The sequence below is a fragment of the Cellulomonas sp. P4_H4 genome (genome assembly GCF_056400865.1).
In genome coordinates this window covers 101,285-119,339 of the sequence record NZ_JBFUKL010000002.1, presented here as the reverse complement: position 1 = coordinate 119,339, position 18,055 = coordinate 101,285, and the positions used below count along the sequence as shown (strand labels likewise).

General features: G+C 71.3%; 15 protein-coding genes and 3 tRNA genes. 5 read left to right on the top strand and 13 right to left on the bottom strand.

Features of this window, described 5'->3' with window-relative positions; genetic code table 11:
* Positions 1-42 precede the first annotated feature (42 nt).
* Complete coding sequence (locus tag AC1DPN_RS06820; RefSeq protein WP_477083979.1) at positions 43-579, bottom strand: DoxX family protein; 537 nt, start codon at positions 577-579, stop codon at positions 43-45.
* 282 nt (positions 580-861) lie between these two features.
* Here AC1DPN_RS06820 and AC1DPN_RS06815 point away from each other — a divergent pair, with 282 nt between their 5' ends.
* The gene (locus tag AC1DPN_RS06815; RefSeq protein WP_477083978.1) at positions 862-1,743 is read left to right on the top strand and encodes a universal stress protein; all 882 of its coding nucleotides are present in this window, start codon (positions 862-864) and stop codon (positions 1,741-1,743) included.
* Here AC1DPN_RS06815 and AC1DPN_RS06810 read toward each other — a convergent pair.
* The gene (locus tag AC1DPN_RS06810; RefSeq protein ID WP_477083977.1) at positions 1,740-3,245 is read right to left on the bottom strand and encodes a GAF domain-containing sensor histidine kinase; all 1,506 of its coding nucleotides are present in this window, start codon (positions 3,243-3,245) and stop codon (positions 1,740-1,742) included. The two genes, AC1DPN_RS06815 and AC1DPN_RS06810, sit on opposite strands and share 4 nt — an antisense overlap.
* Before the next feature lie 122 nt (positions 3,246-3,367).
* On the opposite strand from AC1DPN_RS06810, the gene AC1DPN_RS06805 reads away from it, so the two are divergent.
* Positions 3,368-3,892, top strand: coding sequence for a flavodoxin family protein (locus AC1DPN_RS06805; protein ID WP_477083976.1), 525 nt, complete (start codon positions 3,368-3,370; stop codon positions 3,890-3,892).
* On the opposite strand, the gene AC1DPN_RS06800 is transcribed toward AC1DPN_RS06805, so the two are convergent.
* The 3 genes from AC1DPN_RS06800 to AC1DPN_RS06790 all read right to left on the bottom strand — a co-directional run bounded on the left by AC1DPN_RS06800 (position 3,852) and on the right by AC1DPN_RS06790 (position 8,272).
* Complete coding sequence (locus tag AC1DPN_RS06800) at positions 3,852-4,505, bottom strand: response regulator (protein ID WP_477083975.1); 654 nt, start codon at positions 4,503-4,505, stop codon at positions 3,852-3,854. The two genes, AC1DPN_RS06805 and AC1DPN_RS06800, sit on opposite strands and share 41 nt — an antisense overlap.
* A gap of 134 nt (positions 4,506-4,639) precedes the next feature.
* Entirely contained in the window at positions 4,640-8,005 is a 3,366-nt protein-coding gene (gene lysX, locus AC1DPN_RS06795) for a bifunctional lysylphosphatidylglycerol synthetase/lysine--tRNA ligase LysX (protein WP_477083974.1), read from the bottom strand.
* Positions 8,006-8,199: 194 nt separating this feature from the next.
* A tRNA-Arg gene (locus tag AC1DPN_RS06790) sits at positions 8,200-8,272 on the bottom strand.
* An 80-nt stretch (positions 8,273-8,352) separates the two neighbouring features.
* On the opposite strand from AC1DPN_RS06790, the gene AC1DPN_RS06785 reads away from it, so the two are divergent.
* Positions 8,353-9,591 carry a low temperature requirement protein A gene (locus AC1DPN_RS06785; protein ID WP_477083973.1) on the top strand — a complete coding sequence of 413 codons (1,239 nt, stop codon included), beginning with the start codon at positions 8,353-8,355 and terminating at the stop codon, positions 9,589-9,591.
* 68 nt (positions 9,592-9,659) lie between these two features.
* On the opposite strand, the gene AC1DPN_RS06780 is transcribed toward AC1DPN_RS06785, so the two are convergent.
* Positions 9,660-9,751: transfer RNA gene (locus AC1DPN_RS06780), tRNA-Ser, on the bottom strand.
* A 358-nt stretch (positions 9,752-10,109) separates the two neighbouring features.
* Here AC1DPN_RS06780 and AC1DPN_RS06775 point away from each other — a divergent pair.
* Entirely contained in the window at positions 10,110-11,639 is a 1,530-nt protein-coding gene (locus AC1DPN_RS06775) for an MFS transporter (RefSeq protein WP_477083972.1), read from the top strand.
* Between the two features lie 88 nt (positions 11,640-11,727).
* On the opposite strand, the gene AC1DPN_RS06770 is transcribed toward AC1DPN_RS06775, so the two are convergent.
* The 4 genes from AC1DPN_RS06770 to AC1DPN_RS06755 form a co-directional block, all read right to left on the bottom strand.
* The gene (locus tag AC1DPN_RS06770) at positions 11,728-11,961 is read right to left on the bottom strand and encodes a hypothetical protein (RefSeq protein WP_477083971.1); all 234 of its coding nucleotides are present in this window, start codon (positions 11,959-11,961) and stop codon (positions 11,728-11,730) included.
* 67 nt (positions 11,962-12,028) lie between these two features.
* Positions 12,029-12,610, bottom strand: coding sequence for a YdeI/OmpD-associated family protein (locus AC1DPN_RS06765; RefSeq protein ID WP_477083970.1), 582 nt, complete (start codon positions 12,608-12,610; stop codon positions 12,029-12,031).
* Positions 12,607-13,599, bottom strand: coding sequence for a hypothetical protein (locus AC1DPN_RS06760; RefSeq protein WP_477083969.1), 993 nt, complete (start codon positions 13,597-13,599; stop codon positions 12,607-12,609). The genes AC1DPN_RS06765 and AC1DPN_RS06760 overlap by 4 nt, the downstream gene beginning before the upstream one ends.
* Positions 13,599-15,050, bottom strand: a complete 1,452-nt coding sequence (locus AC1DPN_RS06755; RefSeq protein ID WP_477083968.1) for an RNB domain-containing ribonuclease — start codon at positions 15,048-15,050, stop codon at positions 13,599-13,601. Before AC1DPN_RS06755 ends, AC1DPN_RS06760 begins: the two co-directional genes overlap by 1 nt.
* A gap of 123 nt (positions 15,051-15,173) precedes the next feature.
* On the opposite strand from AC1DPN_RS06755, the gene AC1DPN_RS06750 reads away from it, so the two are divergent.
* Positions 15,174-15,488, top strand: coding sequence for a hypothetical protein (locus AC1DPN_RS06750; RefSeq protein WP_477083967.1), 315 nt, complete (start codon positions 15,174-15,176; stop codon positions 15,486-15,488).
* Positions 15,489-15,509: 21 nt separating this feature from the next.
* On the opposite strand, the gene AC1DPN_RS06745 is transcribed toward AC1DPN_RS06750, so the two are convergent.
* The 3 genes from AC1DPN_RS06745 to AC1DPN_RS06735 all read right to left on the bottom strand — a co-directional run bounded on the left by AC1DPN_RS06745 (position 15,510) and on the right by AC1DPN_RS06735 (position 17,980).
* Positions 15,510-15,601, bottom strand: a tRNA-Ser gene (locus AC1DPN_RS06745).
* A gap of 43 nt (positions 15,602-15,644) precedes the next feature.
* On the bottom strand, positions 15,645-17,132 hold the full coding sequence (locus AC1DPN_RS06740) for a DUF2252 domain-containing protein (protein ID WP_477083966.1): 1,488 nt from the start codon (positions 17,130-17,132) through the stop codon (positions 15,645-15,647).
* Positions 17,133-17,191: 59 nt separating this feature from the next.
* On the bottom strand, positions 17,192-17,980 hold the full coding sequence (locus AC1DPN_RS06735; RefSeq protein WP_477083965.1) for a hypothetical protein: 789 nt from the start codon (positions 17,978-17,980) through the stop codon (positions 17,192-17,194).
* Between the last annotated feature and the right edge of the window lie 75 nt (positions 17,981-18,055).

The window sequence follows — 18,055 nt, the reverse complement described above, 5'->3', positions numbered from 1 at the left end:
GCGACACCTGGGGAAGGTGCCGCGCCCTTCGTGCTCGTCAGATCAGCGCAGCCAGGCGAAGCGCTGCACGATCGGGAGCTTGGCCCACCGGCGGCCGAGGCCCCAGGTGTCTCCGGCCAGGAGGATCGCGCCGAGGATCAGGACCAGCGCGTAGATGACGTGGTAGTCGACCAGGGGGTTGTTCGACCCCTGCGTCAGCGGCCACTCGGCGAGCCACATCATCGCCATGATGAGGGCCCCTGCGACGGCCGAGACCCGCATGCCGATACCGAGCATGACCGCAAGGCCCACGCCCAGCATGCCGAGCATGAACAGCCAGTCGGTGGCGACACCGGAGATCGAGTTGAAGAACTCCTTGAACGGGCCCTGCGCCGCGAAGGTGAGGAAGCCCTGGCTCGGCGTCCCACCGTTGATCCAGGACAGGCTCGGGTCGCCCTCGGCGACCGCAGCACCGGTGCTGTAGTGCAGACCGAAGGTCTTGTCGAGGAAGGCCCAGAGGAAGATGAAACCGGTCGCGAGCCGGGTGACGGCAAGCACGCGACGGCCGGCGGACGACGTGACGAGGTCATCTTCGACCAACGTTGCTGGATGAACCGACGTCGCAATCTCGGGGTGGGTGGCGGCCATGGTCTGCTCCTAGGTGCGGGGCCCGGCGACCGGGCCGTGAGGTGTTCGGTAACTCACACAGTGGCCCGCCCTCCGAGCACCACACAGGGCCCTTCGTCCCGAATCGGAGACGCCGTACCGCCCCGAACTGGGTACAAAGTCCTGGGACGCCGGCGACGCGTCGGGCGCATGGTGAGGCGTGTGGACGAGGGCGACCACGAGAGGTCGCGCGCCCGGGATCGAGGAGGATCACCCATGCGTACCGACGGCCCCGTCGTGATCGCGCTGGACGGAACGACGCACAGCGCGGGAACGCTCGCCTGGGGCATGGCCGAGGCCGTCCGTCGCCGGTCGAGCGTGGTGCTCACCCAGGTCGTCACCAACCCGTGGCTGCTCGGCGCCTGGGGTGCCTACCCGGTCGTCGACCCTCAGGCCGTCGACGACGAGGTCGTGGCCAAGGCCTACCTGACGCGGATCAAGCACCGCGAGGAGGCACGGCACCCACGCATGGACATCGAGGCGAGGGTGCTGCACGGCTCGGTCGTCCCCGAGCTGCGCGAGCTCAGCACCGACGCACAGCTCGTCGTCGTCGGCGCCGGACTGCCGTCAGCCAAGGGAAGGTCCGGCGTCCTCGGTGCGCACCTGGCCGCGCACGCGCGGTGCCCCGTCGCCGTCGTGCGTTCCGACCCCGACAGCCCGACCCCGCCCGAGGCCCCGATCGTCGTGGGCGTGGACGGCTCGCCGGCCGCCGAGTGCGCCGCCCGCCTGGCCGCGCGCGAAGCATGGATGCGTGGCCGGACGCTCGTCGTCGTGCACGCCCGTCCGACGGTGCCCGACCCGTTCGAGCAGCCCAGCGTCCCGCCCGTGCCCACGGTCGACATCGAGGACCGCACGCACCAGGCCGCGGCGCGCGTGCAGCGCTCGCTCCGGGATGACAACCCGGGTCTGTCCGTCAGGCTCGAGCTCGTCGACGGCGACCCGGCCGACGCGCTCGTCGGGATGGCACAGGACGCGGCGCTGCTCGTCGTGGGCACGCGCGGGCTCGGCGCCTTCCGCGGGATGCTGCTCGGATCGGTCAGCAGCGACGTCGCGCGCTCGGCGTCCTGCCCGGTGCTGGTGGTGCAGGACGGGAACTAGCCGCCGTGCACCGGGACCGTCCAAGAGAGAAGCGTCCCGCCGTCGGTGATCCTCTCGACGCGCATCGTCCCGCCCCAGCGGGCGGCGCGCGCCTCGAGGTTGGCCAGCCCGCTGCGCAACGGGACGTCCGGTGGAATGCCGACCCCGTCGTCCTGCACCTCGACCTGCAGGTCGGTGCCGATGCGCAGCCGCACGACGATCTCGCGGGCGTGCGCGTGCCGGGCAGCGTTCGACAGCGCCTCGCGCACGACCGCGACCGCGTCCGCACCGACGTCGTCGGGCACCGTCCCGGTCACGCCGTCGATCCGCAGACGAGGCAGGAAGCCGAGCGTCTGGCGCGCCCGCACGACCTCGGTGTCGATCATGTGGCGGAGGCCCGACGTGCCGGACCCGGCACGGACACCCAGCCGGAAGATCGTCGTGCGCACGTCCTTGATGGTCTCGTCGAGGTCGTCGACCGCGCTCTCCAGCCGCGCCGCGACCCCGGGCGCGATCGCGTCCTGGGCGGCACCCTGCACGTCGAGGCCGATGGCGAAGAGGCGCTGGATGACCATGTCGTGCAGGTCGCGCGCGATGCGTTCGCGCTCTTCGAGGACCGCGAGCCGTGCGCGGTCGGACTGCGCCTCGGCGACATCCAACGAGAGCGCGAGCTGCTCGGCGAACCCGGCGACGCTCGCGAGGTCGACCTGCGGTCCGGCATCGCCCTCGGGTCCGGGCCAGCACGCGGTCAGCGCAGCCACCCAGCGGTCACCGCTGCGCAGCGGGACGGCGAGCACCCACACCGGGCCGGGCAGGCCCAAGTCGATGCCCTCGCCGAGGCGGCGCAGGACCGGGACATGGCCCGAGAGCTCGTCGACGAGGTCAGGCAGGAGGTCGTCGTGGAGCATCACGGCGGACGCCTCGGCGACCGCACCGACGCGCGCACGCACCACCTCGAGCGCTTCGACGCGCGGGATCCCGCTGGTGAGCGCCTCGCTGCACGCGGCCGCGGCCTCGAGCCACAGCTCGTGCTCGCGGGCACGCCGGTAGGCACGGGCATGCCCGACCGCGACACCCGCAGCGGACGCGAGCGCGGTCGCGAGCTGTTCGTCGCGCGCCGTGAAGTCCATCGGCTCGCCGTCGAAGTCAAACTTCTCGGTCAGGTAGAGGTTGCCGAACACCTCACCGTGCGCGCGCACCGGGACGCCGAGGAACGTGTGCATCGGGGGGTGGTTGGCGGGAAAGCCGACCGATGCCGGGTGACTCGAGATCTCGTGCAACCGCACCGCATAGTCGATCGTGCTCAGATGGCCGAGCACGCCACGGCCGGACGGGAGCGGGCCGATCGCCGCCGCCGTCCGCGCGTCGATACCGCGGTGCACGAACTCGACCAGCCCCCCGTGCTCGCCCAGCACGCCCAGCGCGCCGTACCGCGCACCCGTCAGGCGGCACCCCGCCTCGACGAGCCGCTCCAGGACCGTCAGGGTGTCGAGGCTGGAGGAGAGCGACACGACTGCGCTCATCAGCTCCTCAAGCCGTTCGTCGCGCTCCATCCCCGGAGCATATGCGGGGGATCGGGGCCGTTCGGCCCTACGGCAGCCCGGCGCCTGGGCGAATCCTGGGACCGTCCAAGGAGGTGAGGACGATGCGGGCACTGGTGGTGTACGAGTCGTCGTTCGGCAACACGGGCACGATCGCGGAAACGGTCTGGCGGGGTCTGGCGGACCACGTCGCCGATGCCGCACTGATGCGGGTCGACGCGGCGCCTACCCGGCTGCCGTCCACGGTCGAGCTGCTCGTGGTCGGCGCCCCGACGCAAGCGTTCGGCATGAGCCGGCCGTCCACGCGCGCTGACGCGCAGGCGAAGGCCGGCACGCCCACGATCGGTCCCACGACCGGGGTGCGGGAGTGGCTGCACATGCTCGCCGCACCTCAACGCCCGGTCTACGCCGCCACCTTCGACACGCGTATCCACAGTCCGCACGTCCCCGGGTCCGCCGCCGCAGGCGCGTGGCACCTGCTCGCCAAGGCCGGGTTCGAGATCACGGCGGAGGCGGAGTCCTTCTGGGTGAACGGGATCAAGGGGCCGCTGCGCGAGGGCGAGGTCGACCGCGCCTACGAGTGGGGCGTCAGTCTGAGCGGACTTCTCCTCGGTGCTGCTCGGCGATGAACAGAGCCGCCTGAGTCCTTCCGCGGACACCCAGCTTGGCCAGCAGGCTGGAGATGTAGTTCTTCACGGTCTTCTCCGCGAGGAACATCCGTCCGGCGATCTCGCGGTTGGTGAGGCCCTCACCGATGAGCTCCAGCACCGCGCTCTCCTGCGGCGTGAGCAGGTCCAGGCGCGAGTCGTGGCTCTGTGACTGGCGGACGCGCTCGAGCACGCGTGCCTTGGTCGCGGGGTCGATCAGCGACCGCCCGGCCGCGACGGCGCGGATCGAGTCCAGGAGCTGGGGGCCGCGGATCTCCTTGAGCACGTAGCCCGCGGCACCCGCGGTGATCGCGGCCAGGAGCGCCTCGTCGTCCTCGTGCGAGGTCAGCATGAGGCAGCGCAGCTTCTCCTGGCCGGACGACAGCTCACGGCAGACCTCGACGCCGCTCCCGTCGGGCAGCCGCACGTCGAGGAGCGCCACGTCGGCCTTGGCCATCGGTGCACGCACGAGGGCCTCGGCCACCGTCGCCGCCTCGCCGACCACGGTCATGTCCGGGTCGGCGTCGATCAGACGGAGCAGGCCCTGACGGACGACCTCGTGGTCGTCGAGCAGAAAGACTCGGATCTGTGGCATGCGTCCATGATCCCGCAGAACACCACGTCCTGAGACCGCCTGTGCGGAGTGTCTGCCGGGACATCCGTCGCCGGGGTCAGGCGTCGCACCGTCGGGGCCCCGCGCCTGGTGCGGGCCGTTCGGGGACGCGGCGGTCAGGAGCTCGGGCGCACCAGGGGGAACAGGATCGTGTCGCGGATGCTCAGGCCCGTCAGGTTCATCACCAGCCGGTCGATGCCCATGCCCATGCCCCCCGTCGGGGGCATCCCGTACTCCAGTGCGGTGAGGAAGTCCTCGTCCACCTGCATGGCCTCGGCGTCCCCCGCCGCGGCGAGCAACGACTGCTCGACCAGCCGGCGCCGCTGGTCCATCGGGTCCACCAGCTCCGAGTAGGCGGTGCCCTGCTCGGACGCGAAGATCACCAGGTCCCACTTCTCGGCCAGCCGGGGGTCGACGCGGTGCTGACGCGTCAGGGGCGAGTTCTCCTTGGGGAAGTCGGTGTAGAACACCGGGGTCGTGGTGGTGCTCTCGCACAGCACGCCGTAGATCTCCTCGAGCACCACGGCCCACGACGCGTCCTGGTCGAGCTCCAGCCCGATCGCCGCGGCGTGCCGCTGCAGCACCGCCACGGGGGTGTCCGCCGTGATCTCGTCGCCCAGCTTCTCCGAGACCGCCTCGCAGATCGTCTTGACCGGCCACTGCCCCGACAGGTCGTACTCGGTGGTCTTGCCCTCGGCGTCGGTGCGCCGCGCGACCGGCGACCCGTAGACCGCGGTCGCTGCCTCCTGGATGAGCTCCTGCGTCAGGATGCGCATGGTGTTGTAGTCGCCGTAGGTCTCGTACAGCTCGAGCGACGTGAACTCCGGGTTGTGCTTGAAGTCGACGCCCTCGTTGCGGAACTGCCGCCCGACCTCGAACACCTTCTCCATGCCGCCGACGAGCAGCCGCTTCAGGTGCAGCTCGGTGGCGATGCGCAGGTAGAGGTCCATGTCGAACGCGTTCATGTGCGTCTCGAACGGTCGCGCGTTGGCGCCGCCGTGGATGACCTGCAGGATCGGCGTCTCGACCTCGGTGAACCCGCGGGCGTGCAGCGAGTCGCGCACGCTGCGCACCACGGTCGCGCGCGTGTAGGCGATCTCCCGCGCCGCGGGGCGCACGATGAGGTCGACGTACCGGGACCGGACGCGCGCCTCGGGGTCGGTCAGGCCGTGGTGCTTGTCGGGCAGCGGGCGCAACGACTTGCTGGTCATGGCCAGCGACTCGGCGCGCACGGACAGCTCCCCGCGCCTCGTCGTGATGACCTCCCCGGTCACGCCGATGTGGTCGCCCAGGTCGACGTCGTGCCGCCAGAGCTCGAGGTCCTCGGGGGTCACGTCGTGCGCGTCGACCATCACCTGCAGGTCGCCCGACCCGTCGCGCAGCGTGCCGAAGCCGAGCCGCCCGCCGTCGCGCTTGCGGATCACCCGGGCGGTCACCGAGACGCGTGCGCCGGTCGCCGTGTCGGGCGGAAGGTCCGGGTGCTGGGCGACGACCTCCGCGAGCGTGTGCGTGCGCGGATAGGTGACGGGGTACGGGTCGATGCCGCGGGCGCGCATGCGCTCGGCCTTGTCCCGACGGACCCGCTGCTGCTCGGGGAGCCGGTCCGCGGACAGCGCGACCTCGACCGGGTCGGGCGCCTCGGGGATCTGGGCCTCGACCTGTGCCGCGTAGTCCGACGCCGCGCGTGCGAGCTCGCCCGCACCGCCGCCCTTGCCCCGCCGGTTGAGCAGGCCGAGGCTCGGCCGCGTGAGGAAGCCCTCGGCGTTTCCGGCAGCGGTACCGACGCGAGGCAGGTCGGAGGTGTACTCGAAGCAGATGAACCGCGGCTGCCACTCGGGCTGGTACTTGGCGTTCGAGCGGTACAGCGACTCGAGCTGCCAGTTGCGGCTGGCCAGCACCAGCGACTGACGCCACAACCGCGAGATCGGCCCGGCGCCGACCTCCGCGCCGCGCTCGAACGCCTCCCGGAACATCGCGAAGTTCAGCGACAGCCGGCCTGCGCCGAACGCCGTCGCACGCTCCGCGAGCGAGGAGACCATCAGCTCGACCAGTCCGTTGTCCGCGGTGGGGTCGCGACGCATGAGGTCGAGCGAGACCCCGTTGCGTCCCCACGGGACGAAGCTCAGGAACCCCCTCAGGCTGCCGTCCTCGTCGTGCGCCTCGACGAGGACGCACTCCCCGTCGAGCGCGTCGCCGAGCCGGCCGAGGGCCATCGAGAACCCGCGCTCGTCGCCACCGTCCCCACGCCACTTCGCGGCTGCCGCGTCGAGCGTGTCGAAGTGCGTGGCGTCGAGGGCCGAGTGCCGCTGCACGCGCGTCGTGTACCCACGGCGCTGCAGGCGCGTGACCGACTGCCGGACGGCCTTCATGCCCGGGCCGGTCAGGGAGAAGCTCCGCAGGTCGAGGACCGCCTCGTCGCCGATCTCCCACGCCTTGAGGCCCGCCTCGGTGTACGCGAGCGCGCCCGCGGTGCCCGCGCCCATCACCGCGAGCGACCAGCCGTTCGCCCGCGCCTGCCGACGCCACGCCTCGATCGCCTCGGGCCACCGCAGCGGATCTCCCAGCGGGTTCCCGCTGGCCAGGCTCACGGAGCCGACGACCCGGTAGGAGATGCCCGCGCGTGCCGTGCTCGAGTCGCCGGAGTCCCAGGTCACCGACTTGTCGCGCCGGGTCGCGAAGTAGCCGAGCGAGTCCTCTCCGCCGAAGTCGCGCAGCAGCGTGCGGACCCGGGCCTCGTCGGTCGCGTCGAGCGTGTGGGTGTACCGGGGCGAGCGGAAGAGCAGGTAAGCGCTGCCGAGGACGACCACTGCGCCGATGAGGTTGATGACGGACCGGACCCACAGCGGTGCCTGCGCGCTGCTCGCGTCGTCGAACCGGCCCAGGTCGCCCAGCATGTTGTCCCAGACGAAGTACACCGACGAGGCCGGTCCGTCCGTCGTGCCGAACCGCGTGATCAGCCACGCCCCCACCAGCAGGATCACGGCCCCGCCGACGAGGAAGAACGCGAGCGCGGCCCAGAACGAGCCGCGTCGTGTGCGGGCACCGAACTGGCGTCGGCACCGGAACAGCTGGACGAGGACGCCGGTCATGAGGACGAGCCCGACCGCGTTCCACCACGAGCCGCCGTCGACGAGCTGGTAGATGCGGCTGATCTGCGGGAGGACGACCCACCAGATGACGAGGAGCCACCAGGCCGAGCGAAGCCGGCGGTTCAGCGCGACACCGATGCTGGCCAGCAGGGCGGCGTAGACGACGTTGGGGATGATCGGGATGAACAGGAGCGAGACGATGTCGTCGGGACGCTCGAAGTAGCGACGCAGCACGGGGACCACCGACGCGACGAGCACCAGTCCGAGCGCGACGAACATCGCCGCCGCGATGCGGTCGGGCCAGCGGTCGTCGACGGGCTGGACGTCTGCGCGCCGTGTCCCGCTCTCAAAGTGTCGTGCGTCCGCCGGCGGAACGACCTCGGTACTGACCACGTGCGGCCCCGATCCCTCATGTAGCGGATCGTGGGCTGTGCCGCGGACCCGTGCGCGGGCCACCAAATGTGCCCTTCACCTGGCCGGACAGTAGCCGCGTTGCCCGCTCGGGGTCCACCGACGCGAGGGGGCGTGAGTCCGCGGAAAAGAGAAGGCGCACCGCGGTCGTCCGCAGTGCGCCTCTTCTTCGTGTGTGCGCCCGAAGGGACTCGAACCCCCAACCTTCTGATCCGTAGTCAGATGCTCTATCCATTGAGCTACGGGCGCATCGACCCCGCAGGGCCGGAGATGACGATACAGGGCAGGAGGCCGGACGCCCAAACCAGGGGTCTGGCAGGATCGCGCGCATGACGGACGCCACACGGATCGGGACCGGCGGTGGCCGCTGGGGGATGCGGACGGACGTGCTCCGGCACGGGTCGGGGCACGACGGCAGCAGGGTCGGCTACATCGAGCTGTTCTTCGACCTGGTGTTCGTCTTCGCGGTCACCCAGCTGTCCCACATGCTCACCGACCACACCGATGGCCGGACGCTCGTCGAGACGCTGGTGCTCGGCTGGGCGATCTGGTGGCTGTGGATCGACACCACGTGGGTGACCAACTGGCTGGACCCCGACAAGGTGCCGGTGCGCACCATGCTGCTGGTGCTCATGCTCCTGGGCCTGCTCATGTCGTCGGCGCTCCCGGAGGCCTTCGGGGACAAGGCGCTCCTCTTCGCGGTCCCGTACGTGCTCATCCAGCTCGGGCGGACTCTCTTCACCGTGTGGGCGATGGGCCGGCACTGGCCCGAGAACGCGCAGAACTTCGTCCGGATCACGGTCTGGCTGGCGGTCTCCGGTGGCTTCTGGATCGCGGGGGCACTCGTCGACGGGAACGAACGGCTGGTGCTCTGGGTCGTCGCGGCTCTCATCGACGTCGTCGGACCCCGCGCCCTGTTCTGGGTTCCGGGCATGGGGCCGACGGACCCCAGCACGTGGGCGGTGCGCGGCGGCCACATGGCCGAGCGGGTGTCGCTGTTCCTGATCATCAGCCTGGGCGAGTCGATCATCGTCACGGGCAGCACGTTCGCGGAGACCGAGGTGTCGGTCACGGCGGTGCTCGCGTTCCTCGCGGCGTTCGTCAGCACGGTCCTGATGTGGCTGCTGTTCTTCGCGCGGTCCGAGCGGCGGGCGACCGAGTTCTTCGCGGCGCAGGAGAACCCCGGGATGGTCGCTCAGACCGCCTACACGTACGTGCCGTACCTGCTCATCGTCGGCATCGTGCTCACCGCCGTGGCCGACCACCTCGTCCTCGTGCACCCGCTCGGGCACGAAGGGGCCACGGACGACTGGACCGCCGGCCTGATCTGCGGGGCCACGGCTGTCTACCTGCTGGGCAACGCGTTGTTCCGACGCACCACCGGCGGCCGGTGGTCGAGCGCGCACCTGCTCGGGGTCGTCGTGGTGCTCGCCGCGTTCCTGCTGCGCGGGTCCGTGACTCCACTGGCGCTGAGCTGGGTGTCGAACCTGGTGCTCGCCGCCGTGATCGTCGGCGACGTCGTGCTCGGGCGCCGGCACGCGGCCCGGGTGGCCGTTGCGGCGCCCTGAACGACCGCCGGGAACGACGGAGGCCCGGTCCGCGTCGGACCGGGCCTGTATCGCAATTCTGAGCGTGCTGGCGGAGACGGTGGGATTTGAACCCACGGAAGGCTTACGCCTTCACGACCTTAGCAGGGTCGCGCACTAGACCGGGCTATGCGACGTCTCCAGGACCAGCACAGGCTACCCGTGCGAGCACCCGACTTCCAAAGCGGGCTCTGACCAGCCGCTTCGCTAGGTGGTTCCACCCACTCGACACGGAATGTTCGGGCGACCGACACGGTTAGGGCGGTACGAGCGCTTACGCCTCAGGCCCTGAGAAGAGCCTGAGAGGGTTCGCTCGGAGCGAAGACAAATTCCTTGACCCTCGCATGCATCGGCTGATGCACTGACAAGGCGCCCGGGTGAGGAATTCCGGGTCTGCTCCTCCGGACCGTCCCACTGGTCCGCTCCTCCGGCGACGTCGCCACCCTTCTCTCCCACCGGAGCTTGCTGTGTCCGAACCTGCCCTCACGTCCCCTGCCAGCGTGGCTCTGGACACCCCGAACGACTCCCCGAGCGAAGCGGCGACCGCCGCGGCTGCTGCCGCCGACAAGCGCCGCTGGCTGATCCTCGGCGTCGTCGCGATCGCCCAGCTGATGATCGTGCTCGACTCCGCCATCATGAACATCGCGCTGCCCTCCGCGGCGGCCGATCTCGGCATCCCGCCGCAGGACATCTCGTGGGCCATCACGGCGTACACGCTCGCTTTCGGCGGCCTGCTGCTGCTGGGTGGCCGCATCGCCGACTACATCGGCCGCAAGCGAGCCTTCCTCATCGGTCTCGTCGGCTTCGCGGTGGCCTCCGGGCTCGGCGGTGCCGCACAGTCCGAGGCACTGCTGTTCGCGGCCCGCGCCCTGCAGGGTGCGTTCGGTGCGCTCCTCGCGCCCGCATCGCTGGCCATCATCACCGTGACCTTCACCTCGGGTCGCGACCGCGCCCGGGCGTTCGGCGTCTTCGGAGCGATCTCCGGCGGTGGCGCGGCCATCGGCCTGATCCTCGGCGGCATCCTGACCGAGTACCTCGGCTGGCGCTGGTGCCTCTACGTCAACCTGCCGATCGCGCTGATCACCGTGATCCTCGGCATCCGCTACGTCCAGGAGTCCAAGGCACCGGGCGACCGGCACCTGGACGTTCCCGGCGCCGTGCTCTCGAGCCTCGGCCTGGCCACCCTCGTCTACGGCTTCACGGAGGCCTCCAAGCAGCAGGCCGACGGAACCGGCACGGTGGGCTGGGGCGACCCGACCGTCGTGACGCTCCTGACGATCGCCGTGGCCCTGCTCGTCGCGTTCGTGATCGTCGAGACCCGCGTCAAGAACCCGCTGCTGCCCATGCGGATCGTGCTCGACCGCAACCGCGGCGGCTCGTACGTCATCTTCCTGATGATCGGTGCCGGGCTCTTCTCGATGTTCCTGTTCATGACGCTCTACCTGCAGAACATCCTCGGGTACACCCCGCTCAAGGCCGGCTTCGCGTTCCTGCCGTTCAGCATCGGCATCATCCTCGGCGCCGGTGTGGTCTCGCAGATCCTGCCCCGCGTCGGGCCGCGTCCGCTGATGCTCGTCGGCATCTCCCTGGCGATCGCCGGCATGCTGCTGCTGCTGCGGACCACACCTGACTCGTCGTACGTCTCGACGGTGCTCCCGGCCATCACGGTCATGAGCCTCGGCATGGCGGCGGTCTTCATCCCGGCGTCGAGCACCGCGCTGGTCGGTGTCGGCAAGCACGACGCCGGCGTCGCGAGCGCCCTGCTCAACACGTCCCAGCAGGTGGGTGGGTCTCTGGGCCTCGCCCTCCTGAGCACCTTCGCGATCAGTGCGACCGCGTCGAAGCTCACGGACCTGGCCGGCGGCGGCGAACCGACCCAGGCCATGCTGGCGACGGCTCAGGTGGCCGGCTACCACGTCGCGTACCTGGGTGGTGCGGTGCTGATGTTCGTGGGCCTCGTCGCGGCGCTGACGCTCATCTCGGCGAAGAAGGACGACCTCCCCTCGGAGGCCGCCGCGGTCGCAGCCTGACCGTCGCTCGCACGGTTCGGCTCGGACGCACGAGAGCCGCGCAGTCCTCAGGGACCGCGCGGCTCTCGTGCGTCTCCGGAGTGGGAGGTCAGTCCTCGTCGTCGCCGATGAACAGGAACTTCACCACGAGGGCGGAGAAGAAGATCAGCCCGAAGATGAGGCCGACGAAGAGGATGTAGTCGAGGCCGGGGTGCGACTCACCGTCGGAGACGGCGATGCCTCGCCACACCACGCTCACCAGGAAGATGGTGACGAGTGCGATCGAGATGTAGCCCAGCACCTTGTTGTTGCGGACGGGCGGTTCAGACTTGGTCGAGTTCACCTCGGAAGTGGACCACAACCAGGGCGTGCTCGACCAGGGTTCGACGACGCTCGATCGGAGAGCTTCTTCAGCGACGAACCTGCTGGTGGGCCGGGACTCCCTGCGCGGCCAGGTCCGCGGTCTCCTCGATGCGGGCCGACCGCGTGACGTCCCGCTTCGCCTCGACGATCCAGCGCAGGATCCCGCGGCGGACCGCCTCGCTGAACGTCTCCCAGTGCTCGTCGGACCCGGGCCGCTGCTCGAACGCGTCGAGGAGGTCCTGCGGCATCACCAGGTTGTCCGCGTCGTCGAACCGCGACCACGACCCGTCCGCCTTGGCGGCGTCGATCACCGCCCGGCCGATCGGCGTCATCCGGCCGTCGGCCTCCACGCGCGCGACGCGCTCCTTGGACAGCACGCTCCACCCGCTGCCGGGGCGTCGGCGGGTCAGCCAGAGCATGGTCCGGTCAGCGTCGAGGGTCTGCGCCTGGCCGTCGATCCAGCCGAAGCACAGCGCCTCCTCGATCGCCTCTTCGTATGTCACGTGCGGGTTGCCGCTGGCCGGGCGCCACATCACGAGCCAGATTCCCGACGAGGTCGCGTGGTGCTCGGCCAGCCAGTCCCGCCACTGCTGGGGCGACTCGATCAGCACCTGCTCGGCATCCTTCACAGCTCGTCCCTCCTCGCGGCGGCCGCGTCCCGCGCCCGCTCTGCCCGCTGCAGCTCACGCTCCGTCGTCGTCGCCTGCTTGTCGTCGTGCCGGAGGTTCGCCTGCGCCTGGGTGACGTCCTTGTCCGCGATCGTCGCGGCCTTGCCCGCGGCGGCGAGCCTGCGACGGATCTCCGCGAGCGCCGTGACGAGCTCGTCCTCCTCGTCGTGGGCCGCCTGCGCGGCGCGTTCGACTCGCTCGAGCTGCTGGGCGCTCTCGTCGCGGAGGTGCACCGCGTCGTCGTGGGCGCGCTGAGCCTCCGCGACGACGCGCTCCGCGGCCGCGACCGCCTTGCCCGCCTCGTCGATCGCGCGTTGGCGGCGCTCCTCCGCCCTGGCGCGACGGGCTTCCTCCGGGTCGACCGGTGGCTTGACCAGGGTCAGCTTGGGTCGCTCGGTCTTCGGCGGCTCCTCGGCCTTCTTCGCCTTCGGTGTTGGGGCCGTCTTCGGCGGGACCGTCGGGCCACCCGTGTCCGCACTGCCGAAGCCCGCGTACTCCCGGGCGGCGGTCAGCCGGCCCGACGTGACCTCTCGGGCGACCTGCGGGTCGGCGAGCGCGGCCGTCAGGGTCGCGTCGAGCTCCTGCGTCACCGAGTCGCCGATCCGCTGGCCGCTGGGCTGAGCGAGCTTGCGGGCTCGGGCCGTCAGCGAACGGACGAGCGCCCGGCGCTGGGTCGACAGCTCGCGCAGCGCAGGACCGTCCAACGACCGCTCCGCGTCGCGCAGACCCTCGCCGAGCGCCACCACCTGGTCCGCGAAGCCGGGGTCGTCCCGCACGAGCAGGTTCATCAGCCAGGCCGCCACGGTCGGCTTGCGCAGCTCCGTGATCTCCTTGGCCAGGTCCCGGTCGCCGTCGGAGCGAGCGGCCTTCGCGGCGGCGTCCCGGTGCGCGATGAAGTCGCTCGGCGGTCCGCTGTAGAGCTCGTCGGCGACGTCGTCCAGCTCGGACATCACGCCACCTCGAAGCGGACCGTGCGCGTCGCCACCGATGCCTCGAGGACGCGGACGCGCACGTCCTGACCGATCGGCAGGTCGACGCCCTCGATGCGACCGCGGACCGCGGGGTCGCGCAGCTGCACGACACCGGCGTCCCGGTCCGAGCGCACGTCGACGATCGCACCGTCGAACACCTCGCCCACCCGGCCCGTGAGGAGGGCTGCCTCGACCAGGTCGAGGCAGCCGCGCTCGTACTCGCCCGCGTGCTTGTCGCCCGACGCCATGAGGCCGGGCAGCTCGGGCAGCGCCTCGCGCGCCCAGGCCGGCACGGGTGTCCCGGCGCTGAGCGCCAGGCAGACCTCGCCGACGAACCGGTCGACCAGCCGACGCAGCGGTGCCGTGGTGTGCGCGTAGGGCGCGGCGATCGCCGCGTGCATCGTGTAGCTCGGCGCCTCGCCGTCGAACGCGACGTAGGCCGCGCCCCGCAGCAGGCTCGTCGCGTCGGTCAGGAGGGCCGCGTGCGCCGGGTTCGAGGCGTCGAGCTCCCGGATCACGTCGCCCGGCGTGGCACCCTGCGGCCAGTGCACGCCGAGCGCGTGCGCCGACCGTTTCAGCCCTTCGACGTCGCGCGGGTCGGCCTGCGGAAGCGTCCGCAGGATGCCGATGCGGCCGTCGAGCATGAGCTGCGCGGCACACATGCCGGTCAGCAGCGAGATCTGCGCGTTCCACTCCTCGACGGGGAGCGTCGCACGGCTGCCGAGCGTCCAGGTGCCGTCGGCGTCCTGCTCGACGACCTGCTCAGGCGTCGGGAGCGTGATGCCGCCGCGCTTCATCTCAGCCGCCTGGCGCAGGGTCCCGACGACCTTGAGGAGCTGCAGCGTCTCGTCGGCCGAGCCGTCGTCGAGCGCCGCCTGGGCTCCCTTGTACGTCAGCTGCGCTCGGCTTTGTACGGTCTTGCGCACGACCGCTACGTGCGTCGGAGCGCCGTGCTCGTCGAGGTCGATCGTCCACAGCAGCGCTGGGCTCGCCTGGCCCGGCAGCAGGCTGGCGCGGCTCTCGCTCAGCTCCGGCGGGTGCAACGGCGTGCGCCCGTCCGGGGCGTACAGGGTCTCCACCCGGTCGCGTGCCTCGTCGTCGATCGCGCCGCCCGGCACCACCCAGGCCGCCACGTCCGCGATCGCGTAGTGCACCCGGTAGCCACCGTCGGTGCGTGCGATGTGGACCGCCTGGTCGAGGTCCATCGAGCCCTCGGGGTCGATCGTGACGAACGGGATGTCCGACACGTCGGAACCCGGCACGCTCGGGCTCGCGCCCTGCGCCTCCGCCGTCACCGCAGGCGGGAACTCCTCCGGGATGCCGAGCTCGTGCCGCAGCGCGGCCAGACCCTCGCGGACCAGCACGTCGACGGACGGCCCGTCCGGGACCTCGTACGGGGCAGCCTGCAGCTGGACGTGACGTCGGGGCACAGCGCGAGCCTAGGCCGCGAGGCGCCAGGTCACGACCGAGGCGTGCATGTCAGTCGTCGATCTCTGCGGAACACAGCCGCCCACCCGCACCGCTCGCGCGGACGCCCGCCCTAGGCTCGGGGCATGACCCGACGGTGCGTCTTCGCCGGACTGCTCGCTGTCATGCTCGCCGGGTGCAGCCAGGGCCTGTCCGACGCGGGAGTCGACGCGTGCACCGGATTCGCGGCCTGGGTGTCGGAAGGGCAGCCCGCCGACCGACGTGCCGACGTGACCGACCGGATCGCCGACGACGTCGCCGAGTCCGGCGAGAGCGAGCTCGTGCACGCGCACGCCGGGCTCGTGGCCGCGGTCGACGGCCCCGACGCCGACTGGCAGGCAGCCGTCGACGACTTCTCCGACGCGTGCGACGCGCTCGGCTGGACACCCGTCGAAGGCTGACCCCGAGAGGGAGCAGCGGTGCGGAGGGCGTGGGATTCGAACCCACGAGAACGGGGTTGTCCCGCTCCAACGGTTTTCAAGACCGTCTCTTTCGGCCGCTCAGACAGCCCTCCCACGCAGGTCGCCCTGCAGCCCGAAGAGTCTCCCACAGGGCCGTCACACCCCGTGAACAGCCTCCAGACGCCCCGTCTCGATCGCGTCGACGAGCAGGGAGTGGTCGGTCTCGGTGCGGTCGGCGTAGGTGGCCGCGAAGTCCGCGAACGCCTCGTCCGCCGCCTTCGAGCTGCCCAGGTAGGCCGCGATCGCGACGCGGTCGCCCGAGCGGGCGTGCGCTCGCGCGAGGGTCCACGCGCAGAACGTGCCGTACCGGGCCATCGTGTCCGGATGCATCGTCTCGATGACCGCCGATCCCTTCCAGTCCCGCAGCTGACGGATGTAGAAGTCACGCTGGACACCATCGATGCCGTGCGTCCGCTGCCAGCCGAGCATCGCATCGCTGGCGGCCTGCATGAGTCGCTGCCCCTCGACCACCCGCTGACCGCTCTGCGTGTACTCGCTGGCACCGAGGAACTGCTCGAGCACCGAGGGCTGCGCCTCCTTCGCCTGCAGCATGAGGAGATCGGTGTCGTCGACACCCTGCAGGAGCAGGACCCACGCGCGGGTCCCGACGCTGCCGACGCCGACCACCTTGCGCGCCATGTCGATGACCCGGTAGCCCTCGATGAGTCGACGGCGGTCCGGCTGCAGCGTCGACCGGTAGGACCTGACCAGGGTGCCCATGCGCTGGGCGAACTCGACCGCGCCGTCGTCGCCGAGCAGCTCCGGCAGCGTCGTGACGAGCGGGGGGTCGGAGATGAAGCGGCGCTCGCCGTCGACCACGTGGGTGAGCTTGGACGCCGACTGGAGGTGGTCACGCGTACGGGCCTTGGCGATCACCGACTGCGTGCGCTTGACCTGCTGCTTGCCGAACGACCCGACGACGCCGTCCATCATGTCGTCGACGTCGGCGCGCGCGTACCAGACCTCGATGTTCGACTTCGTCGCGAAGTCGCGCATGGCCTCGCGGTAGGCGCGAGCCGTCCCGACGACGATCGCACGCGACGCCTTGGCGGACAGGCCGTTCGAGCGCGCCGCGACCTCGACGCTCGCGACGAGCCGCTTCACGTCCCACTCGAACGGGCCAGGAAGCGTCTCGTCGAAGTCGTTCAGGTCGAAGAGGAGCCGGCGCTCGGGCGTGCCGTACAGACCGAAGTTCGACATGTGGGCGTCACCGCACAGCTGGACCTCGAGGCCCGTGCTCGGAGTCGCTGCGAGGTCGGACGCCATGATCAGGGCCGCGCCCCGGTAGAAGGCGAACGGCGACGTCGACATGCGCCCGTACCGCAGCGGGAGCAGCTCCGGCACCCGCGTCGTGCCCTGGCCGACGAGCAGGTCGATCGGGTCGGGCCGCTCGTTGCCGCTGCCGACGGCGCCGAGCGACGAACGCGGCGTCAGCACGCGCGCAGCGGCACCCCGGTCCTTGCGCTCGTCGCGCGTGAGGTGTTCGGCCCGGCCGGTAGCACGTCGCCGGGTCGGCCGCAGCGGGGGTGCGGGCCGAGCTGTGTCAGCGCCAAGGACGACCTGCGGCTCCTGGGATGCGGTCATGCCTGAAACCTAAGCCCCACCAGCGGCACGCGGAAGGGCCGTCACCGCAGGTCGCGGGCTCAGCCCTCGTGCTCCCACCAGAACGGGGCACGTCCCGGCGACACGACCATCAGACCGTGCAGCGCCGCGACCCGGGCGAGTTGGGTCTCGTACGTCGCCACCGCGATCACCCCCGGGTGCACCAACGCCGCCCCGATGTGCAGCGCGATGAACGGCGGCAGCACCCCGGAGACCTTCGTGGCGGCCCGCAGCGTCTGGTCGGAGAACCGGACCACCTCGATGCGCTGCTCGACCTCGTGCGCGACCCCCCGTGCCTCGATGCCGCCCGGCAGCGCGAACCGGCGCAGCTCCGTGAGCCCGAGCGGCGTCGTCACCAGGCCCGACTCGTTGCCCGCAGCCCAGGCGACCCACTCGTCGTGACAGTCCGCGTCGCCGACGTACTGCGCGAGCGCCGAGCCGTCCGCGTAGACGCGTGCGGTGGACCTGGTCTCCCGCGCGCGCTCGACGGACGCGCGCGCAGCGGGTGCGTCGTCGGGCGCAGGGCGCGGGTCGGCGATCCTCGGCGTGAGCGGGTCGGCCTCGTCGTCGGGGGCCGGGCGCGGTTCCGCGATCACCGGCGTCGGACGAGACGCCGCGTCGTCCACCGGCGCAGGGGTGAGGGGATCGTCGTCCACCGGGGACGGCTCGGACGCGGGGGCCTCAGCCGCTGACTCGTCCGCGTCGACCTGCGGCCCGTCGTCGGCAGGACTCCCGGGCCGCGGGGTGCCCAACGCACGCTGCTGAGGGAGCTGCGTGCCCTGGTCGTCGTCTCCGCCGGGGCGCGGCGAGGGGACGGATGTGTCGGACACCCCCACATGATGGCGCATCTGCACCGGCCAGGACCCTCCTCACGGGTGCGCAGACGACTGCGGCCGACCCCCCTG

Coding starts and splice junctions, on each gene's coding strand:
- AC1DPN_RS06815 (WP_477083978.1), top strand. CDS start 862: ATGCGTACCGACGGCCCCGTCGTGATCGCGCTGGACGGAACGACGCAC.
- AC1DPN_RS06810 (WP_477083977.1), bottom strand. CDS start 3,245: ATGAGCGCAGTCGTGTCGCTCTCCTCCAGCCTCGACACCCTGACGGTC.
- AC1DPN_RS06805 (WP_477083976.1), top strand. CDS start 3,368: ATGCGGGCACTGGTGGTGTACGAGTCGTCGTTCGGCAACACGGGCACG.
- AC1DPN_RS06800 (WP_477083975.1), bottom strand. CDS start 4,505: ATGCCACAGATCCGAGTCTTTCTGCTCGACGACCACGAGGTCGTCCGT.
- AC1DPN_RS06785 (WP_477083973.1), top strand. CDS start 8,353: ATGACGGACGCCACACGGATCGGGACCGGCGGTGGCCGCTGGGGGATG.
- AC1DPN_RS06760 (WP_477083969.1), bottom strand. CDS start 13,599: ATGTCCGAGCTGGACGACGTCGCCGACGAGCTCTACAGCGGACCGCCG.
- AC1DPN_RS06750 (WP_477083967.1), top strand. CDS start 15,174: ATGACCCGACGGTGCGTCTTCGCCGGACTGCTCGCTGTCATGCTCGCC.
- AC1DPN_RS06740 (WP_477083966.1), bottom strand. CDS start 17,132: ATGACCGCATCCCAGGAGCCGCAGGTCGTCCTTGGCGCTGACACAGCT.